The 6,846-nt window shown below is 69.4% G+C and carries 5 protein-coding genes; 4 read left to right on the top strand and 1 reads right to left on the bottom strand.

The features are described from left to right. Nucleotides 1–89 precede the first annotated feature (89 nt). Nucleotides 90–989 carry an endonuclease domain-containing protein gene (locus tag VET29_RS08095; RefSeq protein ID WP_324916855.1) on the bottom strand — a complete coding sequence of 300 codons (900 nt, stop codon included), beginning with the start codon at nucleotides 987–989 and terminating at the stop codon, nucleotides 90–92. A 233-nt stretch (nucleotides 990–1,222) separates the two neighbouring features. Between VET29_RS08095 and VET29_RS08090 the strand changes: the two genes are divergently transcribed. The 4 genes from VET29_RS08090 (at nucleotide 1,223) to VET29_RS08075 (ending at nucleotide 6,734) form a co-directional block, all read left to right on the top strand. Then, nucleotides 1,223–2,077 carry an SDR family oxidoreductase gene (locus VET29_RS08090; RefSeq protein ID WP_324916852.1) on the top strand — a complete coding sequence of 285 codons (855 nt, stop codon included), beginning with the start codon at nucleotides 1,223–1,225 and terminating at the stop codon, nucleotides 2,075–2,077. Beyond that, a complete protein-coding gene (locus VET29_RS08085) occupies nucleotides 2,077–3,621 on the top strand; it encodes a succinic semialdehyde dehydrogenase (RefSeq protein ID WP_324916849.1) in 1,545 nt (514 codons plus the stop codon). Before VET29_RS08090 ends, VET29_RS08085 begins: the two co-directional genes overlap by 1 nt. A gap of 250 nt (nucleotides 3,622–3,871) precedes the next feature. Continuing rightward, complete coding sequence (locus VET29_RS08080) at nucleotides 3,872–5,518, top strand: M14 family metallopeptidase (RefSeq protein ID WP_324916847.1); 1,647 nt, start codon at nucleotides 3,872–3,874, stop codon at nucleotides 5,516–5,518. A 70-nt stretch (nucleotides 5,519–5,588) separates the two neighbouring features. Beyond that, complete coding sequence (locus tag VET29_RS08075) at nucleotides 5,589–6,734, top strand: trypsin-like serine protease (RefSeq protein ID WP_324916845.1); 1,146 nt, start codon at nucleotides 5,589–5,591, stop codon at nucleotides 6,732–6,734. The last annotated feature ends 112 nt before the right edge of the window (nucleotides 6,735–6,846 follow it).

Below are 6,846 nucleotides of genomic sequence, written 5' to 3'. Positions count from 1 at the left end.
AAAACGGCCCCACCGCGAGTCCCGCGTTCACCCATACCGAGTCCCGCATTCACACATGCCGAGTTGCGGTTTCGTGCACATCCCGGCTGCTACGCCGCGAACCGTCGCTGCGAGAAGACACGTCGGATCTCGGCGTGCAGCCGGGCCGGATCCTTCAGGTCGTCCGCGGTCGCGCGGATGACGGTCCAGCCCCGACGCCGTAGGTCCTCGTCGCGGGCGGCGTCCCGGCCCACCCGGTCCACGTGGGCCGCGTAACCGTCGTACTCGAGGGCCACCAGCGGTTCCTCCCAGGCGAGATCCAGGCGATAGATCTCCCGGCCACTCATGTCGAGCACGGGAAACTGCGGCGTCGGGACGGGAAAACCCGCGTCGTACAGGCTGAGCATCAACCAGCTCTCGGCCGGTGACTCGGCCAGCCCACTGCCAAGCGCGAGGAGAACCTGCGACCTCCGCCGGCCACGCGGATCCCGCCGGCCGGCGATCCGGTGGCCGACCTCGGCCCGGAACTCGTCCCGCAGTTCCGGCGACAAGGACGCGAGCGCCTGGTCGAGACACGCCAGGGCGTCCCGGCGGGGCGCCCGGCACAACAGCTCCGCCAGGGCATGTTCGAGGGCCATCACCCGCAGCCCGTCCAGGACCACGACGTCATCCTCGTCGTACAAACCCTGGTGAACGGCCACATCCGGCAGGTTCGACAGCCGCCGTTGGTAGTCCACCAGGAGGTGGATCCTCCCGCCGCTCGCCGCGGTACACCCGTGGAGGAACGCCGCGGTGTGGCTCGTCAGCACCGCGCGCGGGCCGGCTAGCAGGAGCGCCGCCGCGGCCCGAGTACGGAGTTCGAGCTGGCAACCGCGAACGACGACCACGTGACGGGAGTACGGAATCAGCAGTCCGTCGCGCAGGAGCGCCTCGAGTCGGTACCGGCCCAGCTGCCGGCGCAGGTCGCGGACCCGGTGGGCACCGTGGAGTCCCGGCGGTAGTGCGTACATGCGATCACGGTGCACCAGCCGCCGCGTTCAGGTCGGCCGCCGATCTCCAACTGTGGATAACTCCAGCGGCTGTGGATAACTGCGGATCTGCACGAAACCGCAACTCGGTAAGTGTGAACGCGGGACTCGGTGTGTTTGAACGCGGGACTCGCGGGTGGGGGGTTGCGTCGGGGTGGGGTGGCTGGGATGCTCGGGGAAACATTCCAGTTGGATTGTATTTGCGGGGAGTCGTTATGGCGCGGGCTCGGTCGCTGGTCGGGAAGGTTGTCGTGATCACGGGTGGGGCTCGTGGGATCGGGGCTGCCACCGGGGTCGCGCTTGCTCGGGCCGGGGCGTCGGTGGCTATCGGGGACCTCGATCTCGACCTTGCGAAGGGGACGGCCGGGGAGATCGACGCGCTGGCCCTGCCGCTCGACGTGACCGACCGGGACGGGTTCACGAAGTTCCTCGACGAGGTCGAGAAGCAGCTCGGGCCCGTCGACGTGCTCATCAACAACGCCGGGATCATGCGGCTCGGGCGGTTCGAGGACGAGGACGACCGGACCACCGCGCACCATCTCGCCATCAACCTGCATGCCGTCATCCACGGCACGCGGGAGGCGATCAAGCGGATGCGGCCGCGCGGGACCGGGCACATCGTCAACATCGCGTCCGCGGCCGGGAAGGCCGGGTTCCCCGGGGGCGCCACGTACTGCGCCACCAAGCACGGGGTCGTCGGCATGTCGGAGGCCGTGCGCCACGAGCTGCGCGGGTCGGGCGTCGAGGTCTCCGTCGTCATGCCGGCCGTGGTGCGCACGGAGCTGGCCGCGGGGTTGACCGAGTCGCGGTTCATCAAGCCGGTCGAGGCCGTCGACGTCGCCGCGGCGATCGTGAAGACGTTGCAGCGCCCCAGGTTCGACGTGTTCGTGCCGCGGTCGCTCGACGCGACGTTCCGCTTCACGCGCCTGCTCCCCCGGCCCGCCGCCGAGTGGGTGGCGCGGACGTTCAAGAGCGACCAGGTGCTCTTCGGCGCGTCGCCGGAGGCGCGCAGGGAGTACGAGGCCCGCGCCGCCGCGAGCGCGCCGGGCGCCGATCGGGAGAGCGCCTGATGAACCCCGTGACGGACGCCCTTCTCGCGACGCTGAAGGCTCGCGTCTGTTCGTCCACTTCGGACACCTACACGACCACCGAGGTGTTCACGGGCGGCGAGCTGGCGACCATGCCGGAGTCGTCCGTCGGCGACGTGAACACCGCCTACGAGCTGGCCCTGCGGGCGCAGCGGGAGTGGGCGGCGCTGCCGTTGCGGGACCGGCTCGCGGTCTTCCACCGGTTCCACTCACTCCTGCTGAAGGAGCGGGAGACGCTCGCCGACCTCCTGCAGGCCGAGACGGGCAAGGCACGCCGTGACGCGTTCGAGGAGCTGAGCGAGCCCGCGATCGTCACCAGCTACTACCTGCGCACCGCCCCGAAGCTGCTGCGGCCCCGGAAGCGGGCCGGGCTGCTTCCCGGTGCGATCACGGTTCGTGAGCTGCGTCAGCCGAAGGGTGTCGTCGGCATCATCTCGCCGTGGAACTACCCGTTCGCACTCTCCTTCGGCGACCTCGTCCCGGCGCTCGTCGCGGGCAACGGCGTGGTGCTCAAGCCGGACAGCCAGACCGCGCTCAGTCCCCTGTTCGGTGCGGAGCTGCTCTACCGCGCGGGCCTGCCGAACGGCCTGCTCCAGGTGGTCCTCGGCGACGGCCCGGTGATCGGCGGCGCGGTCGTCGACACCTGTGACTACATCGGTTTCACCGGCTCGTCCCGGACGGGCGCGCTGATCGCCGCCCGGGCGGGCGAACGGCTCGTCGGGTGTTCGCTGGAGCTCGGCGGCAAGAACCCGATGATCGTGCTCGACGACGCGGACATCGCGACCACGGCGACGTCGGCCGTGCGCGGCTGCTTCGCGAACGCCGGTCAGCTCTGCCTGTCCCTGGAACGGATCTACGTGCCGGACGCGATCTTCGACCGGTTCGCCGACGCGTTCGTCGCCGAGATCGGCAGGCTGCGCCAGGCCGGCGGGTACGACTACGGCGCGGACGTCGGCTCGCTGACGTCGCAACGCGCGTTGAAGACGGTGTCCGAGCACGTCGACGACGCGAGGGCGAAGGGCGCGACCGTGCTCACCGGCGGGCGCCCGCGGCCGGACCTCGGCCCGTACTTCTACGAGCCGACCGTGCTGACCGACGTGACGCCGGACATGTTGTGCCACAAGGCGGAGACATTCGGGCCGGTCGTGTCGCTCTACCCGTACCGCGACGAGGACGAGGCCGTCTCCCTCGCCAACGACACGGAGTTCGGCCTGAACGCGAGCGTCTACGGCCGGGACCTGACCCGCGCCGCGGGGGTGGCCACGAGAATCCGCGCCGGCACGGCGAACGTCAACGACGGCTACGCGTCCGCGTTCGGCAGCACGGACGCGCCGATGGGCGGCATGGGCGCCTCGGGCCTCGGCCGCCGGCACGGCGCGGAGGGCCTGCTGCGCTACACCGACGTGCAGGCCGTCGCCGTCAAACGGATCGAGATGCTGAACCCGCCGCGGTGGCTGCCGTACGGCGTGTTCTCGCGGTTCATGGCGGTGTCCCTGCGTGTGATGAAGGCACTTCGGCTGCGCTGAGGCGGGTTGGCCAACGGCCCCCGAGCCGGTCGTACGACACGGCACCGGCAGTTCCGTGAACTGCGCGTTTCGCCCCGTTCTGTCTGTGAACTGGGAAGAAGTAGCGGCCAGTCGGCCCCTTGTGGAAGTGGACCTTTCGCGGGAACTATCAGCTATCGGGCGGAAACGGACCGTGAGGGCCCGCCCGCACAACTGAACACGGCAACCTCCAGCGCCGGCTTGTTCCGGCGTCCCCTGCGGGAGGAAAAGCGTGAGACCCACACGCCCGTCCATCATGGTCGCGGCGCTAGCCGCCGCCACCCTCGTCCTCTCCACGAACGGCACCGCGGTGTCCGACCCGCAAGGGCGCACCTCCGCCGAGTACGTGGTCAGCGGCGTCAAGACCAACGAGGCCGTGAGCTCGGTCGCCGCCACCGGCGCGGCCGTCAACTCCGTCGAGCACGGACTGCTCAACGTCACGGCCACCCCAGATGAGATAGCCGAGATCGAGCGGCTGGGCTTCCGGGCCGAGCGGCAGGACTCCATGCCGAAGGCCGAGGACGCCACACCTCTGGACTTCCCCAGCGCCGACTCGAACTACCACAACTACTCCGAGATGACGACGACGCTCAACCAGGCCGTCGCCGCGTTCCCGAACATCGCGAGCCAGCGCTCGATCGGCACCTCCTACGAGGGCCGGCAGATGGTCGCGATCAAGATCTCGGACAACGTGGGCACCGACGAGGACGAGCCCGAGGTCCTGTTCACCGCCCACCAGCACGCACGTGAGCACCTCACCATCGAGATGGCGCTGTACCTCGTCAACGAGCTGACCACGAGGTACGGCTCCGACAGCCACATCACCGACCTCGTCGACAGCCGCGAGATCTGGATCATCCCGGACCTCAACCCCGACGGCGGCGAGTTCGACATCCGTACCGGCTCCTACGCCGGGTGGCGCAAGAACCGGCAGCTGAACAGCAGCGGTTCCGCCATCTACACCGACACCAACCGCAACTGGCCCTACAAGTGGGGCTGCTGCGGCGGATCCTCCGGGAGCACCGGCTCCGAGACCTACCGCGGCCCGTCGGCGGGCAGCGCGCCCGAGGTCCAGAACGTGATGAACTTCGTCAGCTCGCGCCGGATCGGCGGCGTGCAGCAGATCAAGACGAACATCGACTTCCACACGTTCAGCGAGCTGGTCCTGTGGCCGCGGGGTTACACCACCACGAACACCGGCACGGACATGACCCAGCAGCAGTACGACACGTTCTCGACGCTCGGTCAGCAGATGGCGGCCACCAACAACTACACGCCGGAGCAGTCCTCCGACCTCTACATCACCGACGGCACGATCGACGACTGGCTGTGGGCCACCGAGGGCGTCTACTCGTACACGTTCGAGATGTACCCGTCGGACGGCGGTCTCGACGGGTTCTACCCGCCCGACGAGGTGATCAGCCGCGAGACCACGCGCAACCGCGCCGCCGTCCTGCTGCTGCTGGACTACTCCGACTGCCCGTCCCGGGTCATCGGCGTCACCTGTGACGGCTCCGAGCCGCCGCCTGCCGGGCCGACGTTCGAGAACACGACCGACGTCAACATCCCCGACGCCGGCGCGGCGGTCAACAGCCCGATCACGGTGACCGGCGTGTCCGGCAACGCGCCGTCGGACCTGCAGGTGTCGGTCAACATCCAGCACAGCTACCGCGGCGACCTGCAGGTCGACCTCGTCGCCCCGGACGGCACCGCGTACCGGCTGAAGAGCACGTCCACGAGCGACTCCGCCGACAACGTGATCGCGACCTACACGGTCAACGCGTCCAGTGAGGTCGCGAACGGCACGTGGCAGCTGCGGGTGCGGGACCTCTACAGCGCGGACACGGGCTACATCAACTCCTGGAGCCTCACCTTCTAGAAACGGCCGCCGTTCCCCGGAGCCCGATCTTCGGGGGACGGCGGCCTTCGTACCGATGAAAGGGATGTGGATGACGTCTTGGAGACGACGGCTGACGTTCACGGCGGTGAGCGTCCTGGCCGTTCTGGGGGCCGCGGCGGGCCAGGCGGTCGCCGAACCACCGGCGGCGAACGACGTACAGCCGCAGGTCATCGGCGGCACACCCGCCGCTCAGGGCGAGTTCCCGTGGATAGTGCGCCTGTCCATGGGCTGCGGCGGATCGATGATCACCGAACAGATCGTCCTGACCGCGGCACACTGCGTGCCGGCGACGGGTCCGAACACCGGCATCACGGCCACGCTCGGTGTAGTGGACCTGCAGGACCCGAACCGGGTCGTGGTCAACTCCGACTACGTGATCCGGGCACCGGGCGCGGGCGGCCCGCCCGGTGACGACTGGGCGCTGATCCGGCTCGCGCGGCCGGTCGACGTCCCGACCGTGCCCATCGCCACGACACCCGAGTTCGACACCGGCACCTTCACCGTCGCCGGCTGGGGCGCCGCGACCGAGGGCGGTCCGCAGCAGCGGTTCCTGCTCAAGGCACAGGTGCCGTTCATCGACGACGAGCAGTGCATGAGCGCGGGGAGCAGCTACCTCAATCTCGTGCCCGCGGAGGAGATCTGCGCCGGCAACTGGGACTCCGGCGGCGTGGACACCTGCCAGGGCGACTCGGGCGGCCCGCTGCTCAACCGGGACGCCAACGGTGAGTTCGTCCTGATCGGCACCACGAGTTGGGGCATCGGCTGCGCCCGCCCGCAGAACCCGGGCGTCTACATGCAGGCGAGCCACTTCTCGGACGCCATCCTCGCGGCGGCGGCGTCGCTCGGCCCGAGGTGCACGCCGGCGGCCAACACGACCGGCCTCGCCATCCCGGACCTCGGCGAGGTGACCAGCCAGGTGACCGTGGCCTGCGACGGCAACGCGTCGGGCCAGACCAAGGTGGAGGTGAACATCAACCACCCGTACCGGGGTGACCTGGTCGTCGACCTGATCGCACCGGACGGCACGTCCTACCGGCTGAAGACCGCGAAGGGCGACGACGGCGCGGACAACGTCAACGAGCTGTACACGGTCAACGCGGCGAACAAGGCCGCGAGCGGCACGTGGACGCTGCGGATCCGGGACGTCTTCAGTGGCGACACCGGCACGTTGAAGAACTGGAAGCTGACCGTCTAGTCCATGTTGGTCTCGACCCGCTGAGGGCCATCCGCCGTATTCGGGGGGTGGCCCTCAGCGGCGTGCACAGGCAAGATAGCCGAGGTTACCGTGAGGTAGCGTCGCTGTTGTG

Source organism: Actinophytocola sp. (assembly GCF_035634895.1).
Classification (GTDB): Bacteria; Actinomycetota; Actinomycetes; order Mycobacteriales; family Pseudonocardiaceae; genus Actinophytocola.
This window is presented reverse-complemented; position numbering and strand designations above follow the sequence as displayed.